Origin of the sequence: Bartonella queenslandensis AUST/NH15, assembly GCF_000312585.1 — a bacterium.
Lineage (GTDB): Bacteria > Pseudomonadota > Alphaproteobacteria > Rhizobiales > Rhizobiaceae > Bartonella > Bartonella queenslandensis_A.
This window is the reverse complement of record NZ_HE998140.1, coordinates 1-269: the sequence shown is the minus strand read 5'-3', so window position 1 is coordinate 269 and position 269 is coordinate 1. Positions and strand designations below refer to the sequence as shown.

The following is a 269-nucleotide window of genomic DNA, read 5'->3' as shown; positions in this document are numbered from 1 at the left end:
AGTGAAAAATATAAATAAAAACATTATATTATTTTCTATAAAATACACAACATGGTCTTGCTGGGATCATGAACTTGAGTGGGCAGAACTTTCTGGTGCTTTTAAAGAAGGCACTATAGGACGCATAAAACCTAAAAAAGGACCCAAAGTAACTTTTACACTTGATAAAGTTATAAAAAATGTTTGTTTTTCTGATTATGCTAAGCTTCCTCTTACACGCATGAGTTTTAATCATGAATATATTTGTTCACAAAAATCTGGTTCTTCAA

1 protein-coding gene is annotated in these 269 nt (G+C 30.1%); it reads left to right on the top strand.

Annotated features, from left to right (window positions below; translation table 11 throughout):
- Window position 1: 1 nt before the first annotated feature.
- The coding region (locus BN338_RS09655; protein WP_482762596.1) for an SRPBCC family protein at window positions 2-269 on the top strand (268 nt) is incomplete at its 3' end.